Here is a 16,181-nt window from a genome sequence, read left to right as displayed (position 1 = left end):
TTGGTTTTGATGATTTCGGGTATTTGTGCGAGGCGGGGTATCCTAGATCTCAAAGAGGAGCAGGAATTCCCGAAGACTTGAAGTGGATATTATTCCTTTCGTGCGGGATGTGTTTTGTACTATTCAGCACATTGATGGTTTTTGGGGTTTATCTCCGTTACACAGGCCGGCTTGGTGGTGTCTGAGAGAAACTCGGATGTCTAGCGCATTTTTAAAACCTGTCGATAAACACTGGAGTCTGTCGCTGTCGCTGTCGCTGTCGCTGTCGCTGGGGCGCTGATACATGCCTGGATTTAGGTGGCATTCATTAGATAGGGTGCAAATATCGGCACTGCACTATCGGTCGTTTCATCCGGGCTTGCGATCAGAAATGCATTCGCTCTAGACAGAGATGAGGAGTGTACCAAAGCCAAATACGTGGAAGGCTTTTCGTTGGCTGGGGGTCTCGGCGCAAGTGCCGTATTCGGTTCCATTGGCGGAGCCGCGGCCACGTATGGGTGCATAGTCGTGTTAGGTATCGCTACTGGAGGCCCAGGGGCTTTGGTGTGTGGTGTAGTAGGCGGCGCATTGGCTGGGTGGCAGGCGGGGAAAATCGGCTCGGAAGAGGGGGGAGATTTTGGTGAATACCTTTACGGAAGAATGGTGCAATGAATCATGAGTTTATCAGGCTGATATCGTTAATAATATTCGTACCATTTTTGTTGTCGGCGATTTGGTTGTTTTTTATGGTTCATGTTTATACCGATAAAGCGGAGGAGCAGATGAAAAACAGCAATTTCGTAAAGGCTAACAAGTCTCTCTATGTCAATATTGGCCTAGTTGGGAAGAGCATGCGAAATGGATTGCTTACTCTGGCATTGCTGACGCCAAATATTGCTGTTAAGCGCGGGTTGCTGGCTGTCGATGATGTTAAAAATTTCCCGGCCGGCTTGAAGCACGTTTTGTTTATAACTTGGGGGGTAAGCTTTGTTCTGACTATCGCTCTCGGACTTGTTCATTTTTTTCGCACGGTTTCTGAACAAGTCGTGTAGCGTTGAAAACTGGCGCTGTTATCTCATCAATCAATGATCTTACTCATCGGCTGGCTAGCGGATGAGAGCGATTGTTTAGGTAGGGTTTGTGGGATTTGCTTGTGGCGGTGTGACAGCCAATATTGATATTGGCCATCACGGACCCATCGCGAGCAGGCTCACTCCTACAGGTGGGCAGTGGCGCTGATTAAACCGAGTTCGCCAGTTTGCCGTTGGAGAGTCGGCGTTTGTAGGCGGTGTCGCGGTTGGCCAGCCAGTAGTAGAGCGGCGAAGTCACCAACAACCCCACCAGCCAGGACAAATCTGCGCCATTGATGTGCTCGGAAATCGGCCCGACATACATCGGCGTGTTCATGAACGGAATCTGCACCACGATGCCGATGGCGTAGGCCAGCAGCGCCTGCGGGTTGTAGCGGCCGTAGATGCCGCCGTCCACTTTAAAGATCGAGTTGATGTCGTACTGGCCTTTGTGGATCGCGTAGAAGTCGATCAGGTTGATCGCGGTCCAAGGCACGAGGACCACCAGCAGCACCAGCACCATGTCGACGAAGTGGCCGATGAAGTCCGCCGATGCGCCGACGGCGGCGAAGCAGCAGCCGGCGAGGACGATGATCGAGATGACGGCGCGGCTTTTTGCGGTGGGGATCCAGCGGTAGGCGAACGTTTGTACCAGGGTGATCAGCGACAGCACAGCGCCGTAGAGGTTGAGGGCGTTGTGGCTGATGACGCTGAGCAGGAACAGCACCAGCATCAGCGAACCGATGGAGCCGGTGGCGAGTTTGACCGCGTCCATGGTGTCCATGCCGACGGGCGTGGCCAGCACGGCGACGGCGCCGAAGATGAAGGACAGGCTGGAGCCGAGCACGGTGCCCAGATAAGTGGTCCAGAACGTGGCCGCTACCGGGACGTCGGCCGGCAGGTAGCGCGAGTAATCCGAGACATAAGGGGCGAAGGCGATCTGCCAGAGCGCAGCCAGGGATACGGTGGCCAGCCAGCCGGAAATGTTGAAGCTGCCGCGGGTGAGGAAGTCGGCGGTCTGCACATGGGTGAAGATATAGCCGAAGCCCAGCACGATTCCAGCGCCGAGCACCCAGGTGCCGATGCGGTTGAGCACGTGGATGAAGCGGTAGCCGATGATGCCGATGATGCCTGAACCGAGGGCCCCGATGACGATGCCCACTGGCACCGGCACGCTGTCGACCACGCCGTGCAGGGATTTGCCGGCGAGGACGATGTTGGAGGCGAAGAAGCCGATGTACATGATGCCGGCGATCAGCACCACCAATAGCGCACCAAGGGAGCCGAACTGCGCGCGGCTCTGGATCATCTGCGGGATGCCCATCTGCGGACCCTGGGCCGAATGCAGCGCCATCAGCACGCCACCGACCAGGTGGCCAACAAGGATGGCGACGATGCCCCATACCAGGTTGAGGTGGAACATTTGCACGCCGAGGGCGCCAGTGACGATGGGCAACGGTGCGATGTTGCCGCCGAACCAGAGGGTGAACAGGTCCCTGGTTTTTCCATGGCGATCTTCGGGAGGCACGTAGCCTATCGTGTGTTTTTCGATGAGTGGAGCGGAGGTTGCTGCTGAGGTGGCCATGACGAACTCCAAGGCAATTTGAGTACGTGGACGTACTTCGGTGAGCGCTGCACGGGGGCGACACTTTTCTTGTTGGAGTTGATGATGTGCGGTGGGGTGGGATAGATAAATTAGTAAGTTTGTTGGTATAGACGCTAAAAAAAATAGGTCGGTGGGGGGCCGCAAAACCTGTAGGAGTGAGCCTGCTCGCGATGGCGGATTAACAGGCAACATCGATGTTGAATGTTAGGCCGTCATCGCGAGCAGGCTCACTCCTACAATGGATATGCGGGGGATTAAGACGTATAGCAGCCTTGGATTATTGGGCTGGTAGGCGGATGGATGACAGCATTCGCTGCAGCATTTCATCGCACGCAGCCAGTTGTTCGAGGCTCACAAATTCGTCGGGTTTGTGGCCTTGATCCATGCTTCCGGGGCCGCAGACCACGGTAGGTATGCCTGCAGCGTCGAACAGGCCGCCTTCGGTGCCGAAGGCTACCGTGCCAAAATCCCGGGAGCCGGCGAATGCGGCAATCAACTCAGCCGCTTCGCTGTGCGCGTCGGTGGCTAGTCCGGGGTAGGCCGACAGCTCGCTGAAATGGATAGCACTGCGCTCGCTCACGGCCAGCATGCGCGGCAATACCTGTTGCTCGGCGTAGGTCTTCAATTCCTGCGCGACTGTGCTCGGGTCGTGGGACGGGAGCGCGCGGATTTCAAAATCGAAACGGCAATCGGCGGGTACGATGTTCAGCGCCTTGCCGCCGGAAATCATCCCGGTCTGCACGGTGCTGAAAGGCGGGTCGAAGCGCGCGTCGTGGTGTTCTGGTGCTTTGAGTCGAGTGCCGATCCGGCCCAGTTCACCGATCAACTCGGCGGCGTACTCAATGGCATTGACCCCGAGTGGGGCATACGCCGAATGGCAGGCTTCACCATGGATGTCGCAGCGCATCGCCAGCTTGCCCTTGTGGCCTAACACCGGCTTCAACTCGGTCGGCTCGCCGATGATGCACAGCCTCGGCTTTACCGGGCGCTGCTCCAATGCCTTGAGTAACGAACGAACGCCCAGGCAACCAACTTCTTCATCATAAGACAACGCCATGTGCACCGGCATGCGCAGATCTGCCTCGACGAGCGACGGCACCAGGGCGAGTACGCAGGCGATGTAGCCTTTCATGTCCGCGGTGCCGCGACCGTACAGCTTGCCGTTGCGCTCGGTCAGCTCAAACGGTGGCACCGTCCACGGCTGGCCGTCCACCGGCACCACATCGGTGTGGCCGGACAGGACAATGCCTGGCACCTGGGCGGGGCCGATGCTGGCGAACAGATTGGCCTTGCTGCGCTGCTCGTTGTAGACCAGCTCGCAGGGCACAGCAAAACCTGCGAGGTAGTCGCGCACGAACTCGATCAGTTGCAGGTTGGATTCGCGGCTCGTGGTGTCGAACGCCACCAGGATTTTCAGCAGATCGACGCTGTTACTCATCGATCATCTCCGGCGACTCCGTAACCTGGGGATCTGTCGGGAGCGAGGGCGCGGTCGATGTAGTCCTGGACCTGCGGGCGATAGGCTTGCCAAAGTTTTTGCAGTTGCGCGATGGGCTCCTCGTCTGCCCAATCCACCCGCAAATTGATGATCGGCCAGGTCAGTTCGCCGACTACTACCAGTGCTGCCGAATGCACCGGCCCGGCCTCGCCACCGGCGGCGATCGCGGCGTTCATCGCGGCGAGCAGGCGGTCGGCCAGCTGACCTTCACCCTGTTCAAATGCGCTGACCATGGCCTCGATGACCGATCGACTCGCGAGCATGTTACCGGCAGCCACGCATTGTTCGCCGGAGACTGCATTGTGATTGCCGAGGGTGTCGCTGCCACTGAAATGCGCGGTGCGCCCGAGGTGGTCGATGGCGGTGATCTGGCGATACTGGCTGTAGCCGTTGCGCGTCAGCACCTTGTCCAGTGCCTCGGCGGGCGCCACGCCCTGTTCCATTAGGGCCAGGGTTTCCGGGCCGAGGGAGGGCAGGGTGATGTTCTGCGTGGAGACCGCCCCGACACCCGGCAGCAGCCACGGGCAGCGGGCGCCGACGGCGATACTGGAGGAGCTGATGGCGATGCCGAACTGACCGGTTTCGGGACAGCGAGCGGCGATGGAAAAAGTCATGGGAGGTTGCTCCTTGGTAGGCCGATTTTTTGCTGGTTTGTCTGCTGGCCTCATCGCGAGCAAGCTTTGCTCCCACAGGTTGTCAGTCTGCATTTCGCCTGTGGGAGCAAAGCTTGCTCGCGATGGCCGCGCTGCGGTCTCTACTCCGGAATCACCGCAATCACATCAATCTCCATCAACCACTGCGGCTGTCCCAGGGCCGACACCACCAACCCGGTGGAAATCGGGAAAACCCCTTTAAGCCATTTCCCCACCTCCTGGTACACCGACTCGCGGTAACGCGGGTCGATTAGGTAAGTGGTGGTCTTGACGATGTGGCTCAGGTCGCTGCCTGCCTCTTCCAGCAATTGCTTGACGTTGCGCATGGCCTGTTCGGCCTGTGCCCGCGGGTCACCGAGGCCGATCAGGTTGCCCTCGAAATCGGTACCGACCTGGCCACGGACATACACCGTGTTGCCGGCGCGCACGGCCTGGCACAGGTCGTTGTCCAGGGTCTGATTCGGGTAGGTTTGCTTGGTGTTGAACATGCGAATACGGGTATGGGTCGGCGTGGACATGTGAGGCTCCTGAAATGGAAATCAAGCACTGATCGTGGTTTTTGGCGCGACCGCGAAGGTCTCTGCCTGGCGCTGTGCGGCATCGTGATAGTCGAGGTATGAGCGCTGGATGGCGATGTGATCCGCCACGTACTTGGCGTCATGCCACACTCCCCAGATGAACGACGAACCGCGCCGGGACTGCCACGGCAGGCCGAGGAAATACACACCGGGCTCGTTCGACACGCCGCGCTGATGTTTGGGCTTGCCGTGCTCATCGAAGGCGTCGACGTTCAGCCAGCTGTAGTCAGTGGCAAAACCGGTGGCCCAGATGATCGAGGTCACGCCGGCCTTGGCCAGGTCAAGTTCGAGGATCGGGTGGGTGACACAGTCCGGGTCGGGGAAGGTGTGGCGCGCTTCTGGCTCGAGGGGCAAGTCCAGGCCATTGCGTTCGATATAGGCGTCGGCCGCGTCGAGCAGCGCCAGGTAGTTCTCGTCCCCGCGGGCCAGGTTCTCGGCCAGGTTCGGCTGGAAGGTCGCCACAGCGCCGTTGAAGGACTGGGTCAAACCTACCAAGGTCATGCCGCGATGCGCCAGGCCACGAAAATCCACCGTACGCCCGCCATGGGCGCCACTGACGGCAATGGTCACATGTTCCCGACCAGGTTTCATTGCAGCCTGGTCCCACTCGCCGAGTACCCCCAGCCACCAGCAGAAATCGCGGTTGCGATAGGCACGGGGCGGACGGTCATGGGCACCCACGGAGAGGTAAACCTTTTTCCCGGCACGCTGCAATTCATCGGCGATTTGTACCCCGGATGAGCCTGCTCCCACCACCAGCACCGCGCCTTCAGGCAGTTGCCCAGGGTTGCGGTAGTCGGCGGAGTGGATCTGCAGAAACGGCGAATCCTGCGGCGCGATCGGCGGAATGACCGGACGCTGGAACGGCCCGGTGGCTGCAACGACCCGGTTGGCTTCGATCACGCCGTCGGAGGTTTCAATGGTGAAGCCGGGACGACCGACATTGCGCTCGACTTTGAACACCTCCACGCCAGTGCGCACCGGCGCATTGAATTTTTTGGCGTAGGCTTCGAAGTAGTCGGCCACCCGCTCTTTCGGGGCAAAGCCGTCAGGGCTAAGGTCGTCGAATTCCAGGCCGGGAAATCGATCGTGCCAGGCTGGACCGTTGGCCACCAACGAATCCCAGCGCCCGGTGCGCCAGCGTTCGGCAATACGGTTGCGCTCCAGCACCAGGTGCGGCACTCCGAGTTTGCTCAGGTGCTCGCTCATCGCCACGCCAGCCTGACCGGCGCCCACAATCAGCGTATCTGTTTTTATTTTTTCAGTGGTCATCTCTCTACCCTTCGAAGTGGGATTCAGGCGCTCGTGGCCTGCCATCTCTTGGGCTCAAGACTAGGGATGACCCTGGTATCGGTAAAATATTATTAAGCTGGGGTTTGAGTATAAATAACTGAGGCAGAGATTTAGTTGCGCCTGGTTGTAGGAAAAATAGACAGGTACCTATCAGCTATTTCGAAACCAGCGTAGGACTCTTCTGAATTTCACAGCGGGGGTGGAATCGGGCATGTCGGATGGTTCATCTTGTGTCTCGCAAGCCTACATTTTCGTAATGGCAGCCGCCATTGCCCCTCCGTTTGGGAAGATCAGGATGACGTCAAATAGTTTCCAGAATGAAGTGCCCAAGGCCCGGGTCAACATCAAACTCGACCTGCACACTGGCGGGGCCCAGAAGAAGGTCGAGTTGCCGCTCAAGTTGATGGTAATGGGTGACTACAGCAACGGTCGCGAACAACGCCCGCTGTCCGAAAGAAAAAAAGTCGATATCAACAAGAACAACTTTGATAGCGTACTGGCCGATTATTCCCCGGCGTTGAAAATGACCGTGGACAACACTTTGCTCGATGAAGTAGCCGACACCTCGGTTGAACTCAGCTTCCAGAGCCTGAAGGATTTCGAACCCGAGCAGGTGGCCCGGCAGATTCCGCAGCTGCGTGCGCTGCTGGCCATGCGCAACCTGTTGCGCGACCTCAAGTCCAACCTGTTGGACAACGCCACCTTTCGCCACGAACTGGAGCGCATTCTCAAGGACGATGCATTGAGTGATGAGCTGCGCGCCGAATTGGCTGCACTGGCTCCGCAAGAAGTTCACTAATTCAATTCGTTGGTTAAAAGGAAGTTCTTCAATGTCCACAGAAAGTTCTAACGTGCAATCGCGCGGCACTACAGTGTTGTCCGAAGAAAGCTCCAGTGTGTATGGCGCACTGTTCGGCAAGATCAACCTGAGTCCGGTCGCGAAGTTGGTTGATATCGACAGCTTCCAGAATGCCGAGTCGATGGCCGAGGCCTCTCCAGATGAGCGAGTCACCGCTGCGGTCAGCGTGTTCCTCAATCTGCTCAAACAGTCTTCACAGAAATTCGAGCGCCTGGATCGGACTTTGCTGGATGGTCATATCGCGGCCCTGGATGCACAGCTCAGTCGTCAGCTTGACGCGGTGATGCACCACCCGGATTTTCAGCGCACCGAGTCAACCTGGCGCGGCGTCAAATCGTTGATCGACCAGACTGACTTCCGCCAGAACGTGCGCATTGAGCTGCTGGATATCAGCAAGGACCATCTGGTCCAGGATTTTGAGGATGCTCCGGAGATCGCCCAAAGCGGTCTGTATATGCACACGTACACTCAAGAATATGACACCCCTGGCGGCGAGCCGATCGCGGCCGCTGTATCCAACTACGAGTTTGACCGCAGCCCGCAGGACATCGCCTTGCTGCGCAATATCTCCAAGGTTTCGGCTGCGGCGCACATGCCCTTCATCGGTGCGGTAGGGCCGGCGTTCTTTGGCAAGCAGTCGATGGAAGAAGTGGCTGCAATCAAGGACATCGGCAACTACTTTGACCGCGCTGAATACATCAAGTGGAAAGCCTTCCGCGACACTGACGATGCCCGCTATATCGGTTTGGTCATGCCGCGTGTGCTGGGTCGCCTGCCGTACGGTCCGGATACCATTCCAGTGCGCAGCTTCAATTACGTCGAGAGCATCAAGGGCCCTGATCACGACAAGTACCTGTGGACCAACGCGTCGTTCGCTTTTGCCGCGAACATGGTCAAGAGCTTTATCGCCAACGGCTGGTGCGTGCAGATTCGCGGCCCGCAGTCCGGTGGCGCGGTGACTGAATTGCCGATCCACTTATACGACCTGGGCACCGGCAACCAGGTGAAAATCCCATCTGAAGTGATGATCCCGGAGACCCGCGAATTCGAGTTTGCCAACCTCGGCTTCATTCCGCTCTCGTATTACAAGAACCGCGATTACGCGTGCTTCTTCTCCGCCAACTCAGCGCAAAAACCAGCGGTCTATGACACCGCCGATGCCACCGCCAACAGCCGGATCAACTCACGTCTGCCGTACATCTTCCTGCTGTCGCGCATCGCGCATCATCTGAAGTTGATCCAGCGCGAGAACATCGGAACCACCAAGGATCGGCGCCTGCTGGAGCAGGAACTAAACAGGTGGATCGGCGGGCTCGTCACCGAGATGACCAACCCAGGCGACGACCTGCAGGCTTCCCATCCGCTGCGCGATGGCAAGGTCACGGTCGAGGACATCGAGGACAACCCGGGCTTCTTCCGCATCAAGTTGTACGCCGTGCCGCACTTCCAGGTGGAAGGCATGGACGTCAATTTGTCGCTGGTTTCGCAGATGCCCAAAGCCAAGTCCTAAGTCACTTCGCAGGAGAAACAGGCATGAAGATCGACCGCCCCCTGTGGGCCGCGGCAGCACTGCTGTGCCCGCAGCAATTCCAGCAACAGGCGCGTTGGGAGGCTTGGGTCAATGAGCGACTGGCTCATCTGTCCCTGATAAACCCCTGGGGCATCCTGGCCGTGGCGTTCGATCCTGATGCCCTGCGACTGGGCAAGCTCAAGGCCAGCCAGCTGCTGCTGCGCATGCCTGACGGCACCTTGATCGACTCTGATCATGTGGATCGGCTACCCCCCGGCCTGGAGCTAGCCCGGCAACTGCCGGAGGACGTTCGGCAGGCCACGGTATTGCTGGCGCTGCCACTGGAACAGGCCAATGGCAGCAACTGCCTGTTGGAGGTGACTGCAGCTGATAGACCTATGCGTTATCGCCGGGACTACCGAGAGGTGCAGGACATCTACTCCGATGAGCAGCAGTCGATCGGCGTGCTCGAGCATATGCTGAGCCTGCGATTTGAGCACGATGAAAATGGCGACTATCTGACCTGCCCGATTGCTCGACTGATGCGAGACGGGCAGGGCGCATGGTCGATCGATCCTGCCTATGTCCCGCCATTGCTGAGCTTCGCCGCGCATCCGGGGTTGAGGGCTCAGCTCGACAACCTGATGACCCAGCTGTCGGCAAAGCGCCAGCGCCTGATGGGCATGCGTCGCGAGAGCAATCAGCGCATGGCGGATTTTGCCGTGGCGGATGTCTCGTTGTTCTGGTTGCTCAATGCCCTGAACACCTATCAACCCGTGTTGGCCGACCTGCAGGCCTGGCCTGCACGGCATCCGGAGCAAGTCTATGTGGAGCTGGCCAAGCTGGCCGGGAGCTTGCTGACTTTCTCGCTGGAACACGATATCGAGCAGATTCCGGCTTACCAGCATCAACAGCTGGAAAAAGTATTTCCACCGCTATTACGCATGATCTCCACCTTGCTTGAAGCGAGCTTGCCGTCGCGGGTAATCGCCTTGACGCTGGAGGAAACCGGTGCCAACCGCTGGCAGGTAAAACTCAACGATCCGCGCTTGCTGGAGCGTGACGGTGCCGACTTCTACCTGTCGGTGCGCTGCCGTATGCCCGCTGCCGAACTGCAGGGCCTGTTCCCGCGGTTGTGCAAGGTAGGGGCGCCGGATGATGTGGTTCACCTGATCAATGCCGCGCTGGACGGAGTGCCGTTGCAGGCCCTCAGCCATGTGCCGGCGGCTATTCCCCTGCGCCTGGAGAATCAGTATTTCGCCCTGGATCTCGGTCATCCCAAGGGCCAGGCAATGCTGGCTGCCGGGGTCTGTGCCTTCTATGTCCCGAGCACCCTCGCGGACGTGAAACTTGAATTGTTCGCGGTGTTACGCACATGAATCCTACTGCATCGACACACCCATCCGACTCGATGGTGCCTGATCTCGATTCGCTGTTGCAGGACAGCTACTTGCTGGTGGTGCAGCTGCGCCACGGCGCGTCCGCACACAACGGCAATGCCCTGATGGACCTCTGCGTGGAGCAGGTCGAATATGTTCGCCTGCATCTTGAGCGCGCAGGCCTGAGCAAGCGCAGCATCGAGCTGATCAGCCACGCCCAATGTGCCTTGCTCGATGAAACAATGCTCGGTCGTGCCACGGACGACGCCCACTCCAGGTGGGCCAGTGAGTCCTTGCAGGCCAAGTTTTTCAATCGGCATCAAGCCGGTGAATTCCTTTACGAAGAAATGCGCGAGGTATTGCGTGAGCCAGCGCCGGACCTGTCGGTGCACAGCTTTCCAACGGGTGTTGACCCTGGGCTTTCTCGGTCGTTATCGCGAGGTCGATGACCCTGAGCGGGCGCAGTTGCTGGAGCAGCTCAATGCTCGAGTGGCGCCGCTGGAAACCGCTCACATGTTGCCAACTCAAGTGCAGGCCAGCCAGGGGTTGATGACTCGCTTACGCTTGCGAACTGCGCTGTCGCACATTCTGGTGGTTGGCCTGCTGCTGATCGTCGTCTGGTGGGCGCTGGATCACCAGTTGAAAAGCGTGATCGCCACGCTTCTGCCCGGTCGGGCGTGACACGCCCATGACCCTCAAACTCAAGCAAAGCCTGTGGTTGTGGGCGGGAGCATTGTGCCTGGTGCTGGTGGCTTTGATCCCCGGGGCAACCTGGATTCGCGTAACTGGCGCGGTAATGGTGATCGGTGTCGTGGCGCTTGCCTGGACCCGGGCCGCACGGTTGGCGGCACGCCAGCGCGAAGTTCTGGAGCGGATCGATAACCTGTCGTTGCCACCGGAGGCCTTCCGTCAGCCGGTTATCCTGGTTTGCGGCAATGGGCTGGACGGTCTGTTTGGCTTCAACACACTACGGGTGACCGAGCGAGGTTGCTATTTACGCGTCCCCTGCGTGGAACAGTTGCCAGAATTGAGCGAGAGCGTAATGGCCATGCGACCAGGCTGGGGCGAGCAGCTGTGCGTGATGTTCAGCGTCAACCCTGGTGAGCACAGCGACGCGGCGGTGCTCTGCGGAGAACTGCGCGCCTTCAACTATCAGCTCGCCCAGGTGCGTAAGCGCGGCCTGGCTGTGCCATTGATGCTCGTCAGTTACTTGCAGGCCTCGCGCAGCGAAGGCCCTTGGTTCAGCTGGGAAGTGGGTCAGGCCAGCCCCAGCGTTCGCGATGCCGGAGCCTGCCTGGGCATGGCTGAATGGCAGCGGCAAACAGCTGACAGTACGACCCACACCGATCGCCTGTGCGCAAGCATTCAACTGGACAGCGCCGCCGACTGGCTAGATCAAAAGGTCTTGCCCTCATTCAGGCAGCGCGAAGCACGCCATGTCGTGAGCTTGCCGGTGGTATGCGCGATCACTTTCGTCACGTCGTTGCCAGGGAACCAGTCAGGCAACCTGTGGCAACAATGGATGCGTGAAAGGGTGGCGTTGCTGGACGCCGGGTCGGCGCTGTCTGTGACCGATGCGACGCTGCCATTCCCTGATGCGCTACTGCATCTTCTGCCAATCCGGGCGCTGCGTTCCCCGAGGCGTCGTGCCCAGGTCATCGCGCTCTGGCTGTTCGCTGCGGCTGGCGTCGTCGCCCTGGCCAATTCAGCCTGGCAGAACACCTTGCTACTACGCCAGGTCAGCGATGACCTGCGTCGCTACACGTCCATTCCCCCGACCGCGCAACGGGACGACGCGGAGTTCGCCCGGCGCGAGGCGGCACTGGATGTGTTGCGGGTGGATGCCGATCGCCTCGATGGCTACTACCGATCAGGTGAACCGCTGTCTCTGGGCCTTGGCCTGTATCGCGGCGAGCGTCTGCGCGAGCTGGTGCAGGCAACGATTACCGGGCATCGATACCCGTCGCTGGCGCTAGCTCCAGCGGGTAGTCCCCGACCCGTACGGCTCGACAGTCTCTCCCTGTTCAGTACCGGCAGTGCGCAGCTCAAGCCGGAGTCGACCAGGGTGCTGATCGAGGCCCTGGTGGGCATCAAGGCTCAACCAGGCTGGCTGATCATCATTGCCGGTCATACCGATGCAGTTGGCAGCGACGAGCAAAACCTCAAGCTTTCACGGGCCCGCGCGGCGGCGGTGCATGAGTGGATGCAACGCATGGGCGGTATTCCCGACAGCTGCTTTGCGGTGCAGGGCTTTGGCAAAAGCCAGCCGATCGCCAGCAATGACTCCGAGGCCGGACGTTCGGCCAACCGTCGAGTTGAAATTCGTCTGGTGCCGGAAAGGGGGGCGTGTGAGTTCCCCAATCCGGGGCCGGATCTGCAACCCCCTGTCGCGTAATGCGACGTTGATGTTCAAGAGAAGGAGCTTCAAATGGCAATTCCCGTTTACTTATGGCTGACAGATGAGACTGGCGCCAGCATAGAGGGTTCGGTCGACGTTGAGGGGCGAGAGGGTTCCATCGAGGTGGTGGCCTGCGATCACAGCGTCTATTCCCCTACGGATAACAACACAGGCAAGTTGACCAGCACACGCTTGCATGCACCTTTCGAGTTCACCAAGGAAATTGATGTATCCAGCGTGTACCTGTACAAGGCCGTCGCCAACGGACAAACACTCAAGACCGCCTTGTTCCGTTTTTACCGTATCACTGACAGCGGTGCGGAAGCTGAGTACTACAGCATTACTTTGAGCAACGTCAAAGTGGTGAAAGTAGCCGCCAAGATGCACGACATCAAGGACCCGACCAAGGAGCGGCACAATCACCTGGAGCTAGTTGAGTTGCGCTACGAGGGCATCAACTGGCTTTTCGTCGATGGCAACCACAGCCACACGGATAGCTGGGCCGTTCGCTAACTCAGTGAAGTCCCAGGGCCTGGCAGGTAGCGGCTGCTGCCAGGCCTTCCGATAGGTTGAGCGTCTGCTCGCGGACACTCAACCGCACCTGTTGCGTTTTCACGCCACTTTCATCGACGACTCGCAAGTCTTCCGAACAAGGACGCCCTCGCATGCCTCAGAACTCCACGCGCCTGTTACGCCGCCTCAATCCTTACTGCGCCCAGGCCCTGAGTGCGGCGGCCTCACTGTGTCAAAGCCGTGCCCACGCACACATCAGCATTGAGCACTGGCTGCTCAAGTTGCTGGAGCAAGGCGAGGGCGACCTGACCCTGATTGCCCGACGCTACGAGTGGGACATGGACGCACTCTGGCGCGGCCTGCTCGACCATCTCGACACCTTGCCGCGCAGCGTGCAGGCCAAGCCGCAGTTGTGCGTCAGGTTGCAGCAGCTGATCAGCACAGCCTGGCTGCGAGCCTCCCTGGACAGCCAGGACACCCTGCGCTCGGCACATCTGCTCGGCGCACTGCTGGAAACCCCCGACCTGTTGGCATGCGATGCGGCCTGGCCGCTGCTCAGCCTCAGTGAAAACCAGCTGCAGCAGCTGTTTGCAATACTTGACCAGCACTCGCAGGAGCGCCCGCAGGTGCAAAAAGAGGCAACGCTGGATAACAGTTTCGACACCGTAACTCCCGGCCCGGTGAGCAACGACGCGTTGCTCGCCGTGCTCGACAAGTTCACCCAGGACATCACCGCCAAGGCCCGCGCAGGGCAGATCGATCCGGTGTTCGGGCGCGACGATGAGATCCGCCAGGTCATCGATATTCTCAGCCGGCGCCGCAAGAACAACCCGATCCTGGTCGGTGAGCCAGGGGTGGGCAAGACCGCACTGGTGGAAGGCCTGGCCCTGCGCATTGCTGTTGGAAACGTTCCCGACAGCCTCAAACCGGTCAGCCTGCGCACCCTGGATCTCGGCCTTTTGCAGGCCGGTGCGGGGGTGAAAGGCGAATTCGAACAGCGCCTGAAAAACGTGATCGACGCCGTGCAGCAGTCCGCCAACCCGGTGCTGTTGTTCATCGACGAAGCCCACACCCTGATCGGTGCCGGAAACCAGGCCGGCGGTGCCGATGCGGCAAACCTGCTCAAGCCGGCGCTGGCTCGGGGCGAACTACGCACCATCGCCGCTACCACCTGGAGCGAGTACAAGCAGTACTTCGAGCGCGACGCAGCGCTGGAACGACGATTCCAGATGGTCAAGGTCGACGAGCCGGATGACGACAGCGCTTGCCTGATGCTGCGCGGACTCAAGGAGCGCTACGCAAGTCATCATGGCGTGCACATCCAGGATGCGGCAGTGCAGGCGGCAGTCAGCCTGTCGCGTCGCTACCTGACCGGACGGCAGCTGCCCGACAAAGCCGTCGACCTGCTCGATACCGCCAGCGCCCGAGTGCGCATGAGCCTCGACTGCGAGCCACAGGCGCTGGTGCGCATCAAGGCGCGGCAGGCCGCCTTGGACCTGGAACGACAGGCGCTGGAAGACGATGCGCGGCTCAGCGGCAGCGCATCGGTTGATCGGCTGGAATTGATCGCTAACCAGGACGCCGAGCTCAATCGCCAACGATTTGTCGTGGAGCGCCAGTACTGGCACGAACTGGAATTGACTCAGCAACTGCGCGACGCCCGCCAGGCTGAATCACCAGACAGGAGCCTGTGCGCAGACGTGCAGCAACAACTGGCTGACATCCAGGCAGCACAACCCCTGCTGTCGCTGGACGTCAGCGCCCGCAACGTCGCTGAAGTCATTGCCGACTGGACCGGCGTGCCCTTGGGCAGCCTGCTCAAGGACGAGCAGACCAGCCTGCTGGAACTGGAACAGCACTTGAGCGAGCGAGTCATCGGCCAGGATCATGCCCTTGGCGCGCTTGCCCAGCGACTGCGCGCAGCCAAGACCGGCCTCACTGCAGACCAGGCGCCACTGGGCGTATTCCTGCTGGTGGGCACCAGCGGTGTCGGCAAGACCGAAACCGCGCTGGCACTGGCCGACTGCCTGTTCGGCGGCGAAAAATCACTGATCACCCTGAACCTTTCCGAGTACCAGGAAGCCCATACTGTCAGCCAGCTCAAAGGCTCGCCGCCAGGCTACGTCGGTTACGGCCAGGGCGGCGTGCTCACCGAAGCGGTGCGTCAGCGACCCTACAGCGTAGTGCTACTGGATGAGGTCGAAAAAGCCCACCGCGACGTACTCAACCTGTTTTATCAAGTGTTCGACCGCGGCTTCATGCGCGACGGCGAAGGGCGGGAAATCGACTTTCGCAACACCGTGATTCTCATGACCTCCAACCTCGGCAGCGACGAACTGCAAAGTGGCTTGCAGGAACAACCCGAAGCCTGCGACAACACCCTGCATGAATGGCTGCGCCCGATCCTGCGCGAGCACTTCCAGCCAGCCTTGCTCGCCCGTTTCCAGACCCTCATCTACCGTCCCTTGCAAGCCGACGCGCTGAAGTGCATCGTCGCGATCAAACTCGCCCAGGTCGGCCAGCGTCTGCATCGTCATTACGGCCTGAGCTGCCAGATCGACGATCAGCTTACCGACGCCCTGGTCGCCGCCTGCCTGCTGCCTGACACCGGCGCGCGCAATATCGACAGCCTGCTCAACCAGCAGATTTTGCCGGTGCTCAGCCAACAGCTGCTGCAACGCCAGGCAGCGCAGCTGAAAACCCACGGGGTGAGCCTGGGTTACAGCGAAGAAGAAGGGATCACTCTGCAGTTTGTCGACGCAGTCGGGGAGCTGTGACCATGTCCGAGCAATTCACTTACAACCACAACCTCTACACCCTCAAGGTCCACGGCGTCGACAGCCAC

Annotated in this window: 13 protein-coding genes and 1 pseudogene; 8 read left to right on the top strand and 6 right to left on the bottom strand. The window is 59.7% G+C overall.

Annotation, left to right across the window (positions count from 1 at the left end; all coding sequences use genetic code 11):
* The first annotated feature begins 647 nt into the window (after positions 1-647).
* On the top strand, positions 648-1,031 hold the full coding sequence (locus ORL50_RS25255) for a hypothetical protein (RefSeq protein WP_266019018.1): 384 nt from the start codon (positions 648-650) through the stop codon (positions 1,029-1,031).
* A 187-nt stretch (positions 1,032-1,218) separates the two neighbouring features.
* On the opposite strand, the gene ORL50_RS25250 is transcribed toward ORL50_RS25255, so the two are convergent.
* The 5 genes from ORL50_RS25250 to ORL50_RS25230 form a co-directional block, all read right to left on the bottom strand.
* Positions 1,219-2,634 (bottom strand): purine-cytosine permease family protein, encoded by a 1,416-nt coding sequence (locus ORL50_RS25250; protein ID WP_266019017.1) that lies wholly within the window; start codon positions 2,632-2,634, stop codon positions 1,219-1,221.
* Between the two features lie 298 nt (positions 2,635-2,932).
* A complete protein-coding gene (gene argE, locus ORL50_RS25245) occupies positions 2,933-4,093 on the bottom strand; it encodes an acetylornithine deacetylase (RefSeq protein WP_266019016.1) in 1,161 nt (386 codons plus the stop codon).
* Complete coding sequence (locus ORL50_RS25240; protein WP_266019015.1) at positions 4,090-4,767, bottom strand: DUF1028 domain-containing protein; 678 nt, start codon at positions 4,765-4,767, stop codon at positions 4,090-4,092. The genes argE and ORL50_RS25240 overlap by 4 nt, the downstream gene beginning before the upstream one ends.
* Positions 4,768-4,907: 140 nt before the next feature.
* Positions 4,908-5,324: a RidA family protein gene (locus ORL50_RS25235; protein WP_266019014.1), complete on the bottom strand. Its 417-nt coding sequence runs from the start codon at positions 5,322-5,324 to the stop codon at positions 4,908-4,910.
* Positions 5,325-5,345: 21 nt separating this feature from the next.
* A complete protein-coding gene (locus ORL50_RS25230) occupies positions 5,346-6,656 on the bottom strand; it encodes a flavin-containing monooxygenase (protein ID WP_266019004.1) in 1,311 nt (436 codons plus the stop codon).
* A gap of 316 nt (positions 6,657-6,972) precedes the next feature.
* Between ORL50_RS25230 and tssB the strand changes: the two genes are divergently transcribed.
* The 6 genes and pseudogenes from tssB to tssD all read left to right on the top strand — a co-directional run bounded on the left by tssB (position 6,973) and on the right by tssD (position 13,336).
* Positions 6,973-7,476 (top strand): type VI secretion system contractile sheath small subunit, encoded by a 504-nt coding sequence (tssB, locus tag ORL50_RS25225; protein WP_266019002.1) that lies wholly within the window; start codon positions 6,973-6,975, stop codon positions 7,474-7,476.
* Between the two features lie 31 nt (positions 7,477-7,507).
* Positions 7,508-9,046 (top strand): type VI secretion system contractile sheath large subunit, encoded by a 1,539-nt coding sequence (tssC, locus tag ORL50_RS25220; protein ID WP_266019000.1) that lies wholly within the window; start codon positions 7,508-7,510, stop codon positions 9,044-9,046.
* Between the two features lie 23 nt (positions 9,047-9,069).
* On the top strand, positions 9,070-10,425 hold the full coding sequence (gene tssK, locus ORL50_RS25215) for a type VI secretion system baseplate subunit TssK (RefSeq protein ID WP_266018998.1): 1,356 nt from the start codon (positions 9,070-9,072) through the stop codon (positions 10,423-10,425).
* Positions 10,422-11,106 (top strand): annotated as a pseudogene (tssL, locus tag ORL50_RS25210) (type VI secretion system protein TssL, short form). Before tssK ends, tssL begins: the two are co-directional and overlap by 4 nt.
* Positions 11,107-11,113: 7 nt before the next feature.
* Complete coding sequence (locus ORL50_RS25205; protein ID WP_266018996.1) at positions 11,114-12,820, top strand: OmpA family protein; 1,707 nt, start codon at positions 11,114-11,116, stop codon at positions 12,818-12,820.
* Positions 12,821-12,853: 33 nt separating this feature from the next.
* Positions 12,854-13,336 carry a type VI secretion system tube protein TssD gene (tssD, locus tag ORL50_RS25200; protein WP_266018995.1) on the top strand — a complete coding sequence of 161 codons (483 nt, stop codon included), beginning with the start codon at positions 12,854-12,856 and terminating at the stop codon, positions 13,334-13,336.
* 1 nt (position 13,337) lies between these two features.
* Here the strand turns inward: tssD and ORL50_RS25195 are convergent, their stop codons facing one another.
* Positions 13,338-13,490, bottom strand: coding sequence for a hypothetical protein (locus ORL50_RS25195; RefSeq protein WP_266018994.1), 153 nt, complete (start codon positions 13,488-13,490; stop codon positions 13,338-13,340).
* Between ORL50_RS25195 and tssH the strand changes: the two genes are divergently transcribed.
* A complete protein-coding gene (tssH, locus tag ORL50_RS25190; protein WP_266018992.1) occupies positions 13,489-16,113 on the top strand; it encodes a type VI secretion system ATPase TssH in 2,625 nt (874 codons plus the stop codon). The two genes, ORL50_RS25195 and tssH, sit on opposite strands and share 2 nt — an antisense overlap.
* The last annotated feature ends 68 nt before the right edge of the window (positions 16,114-16,181 follow it).

The organism is Pseudomonas sp. RIT-562 (assembly GCF_026241895.1).
Lineage (GTDB): Bacteria > Pseudomonadota > Gammaproteobacteria > Pseudomonadales > Pseudomonadaceae > Aquipseudomonas > Aquipseudomonas mandelii_F.
The sequence above is the reverse complement of the archived record's forward strand: the minus strand, read 5'-3'. Positions and strand labels throughout refer to the sequence as shown.